We start from the raw sequence: 292 nt of genomic DNA on the forward strand, positions 1-292 counted from the left end.
GGTGCGCTCCATCAAAAGCAATGGGATGCTGGCAGAGACCAATATCGGCGGGCCGATTATTCCGACACTGGATGGAGAATACTGCCGCATTCATACAAGAGATGGAAGCGTCTATACAGGTACTGTACTATCCTGCTCTCCCGCATCCCATGTATATAAGGATGCGTCCACCAGAAAGCGTGAAATCGATGAGATGGAAATTCGTATCGACGTGGTTGTGAAGACGAAGGAGGATGTAGAAGCACTCGGCATCTGCAACGGTGATTTTGTGGCTATCGACCCAAAGGTTCAG

General features: G+C 49.7%; 1 pseudogene. It reads left to right on the forward strand.

The features are described from left to right. Positions 1-292: pseudogene (locus tag NE665_RS24305) on the forward strand (aminopeptidase); the annotation flags it as partial.

It is taken from the genome of Clostridium sp. DFI.1.208 (assembly GCF_024463855.1).
In the GTDB taxonomy this organism is placed as follows: domain Bacteria; phylum Bacillota_I; class Bacilli_A; order Erysipelotrichales; family Erysipelotrichaceae; genus Clostridium_AQ.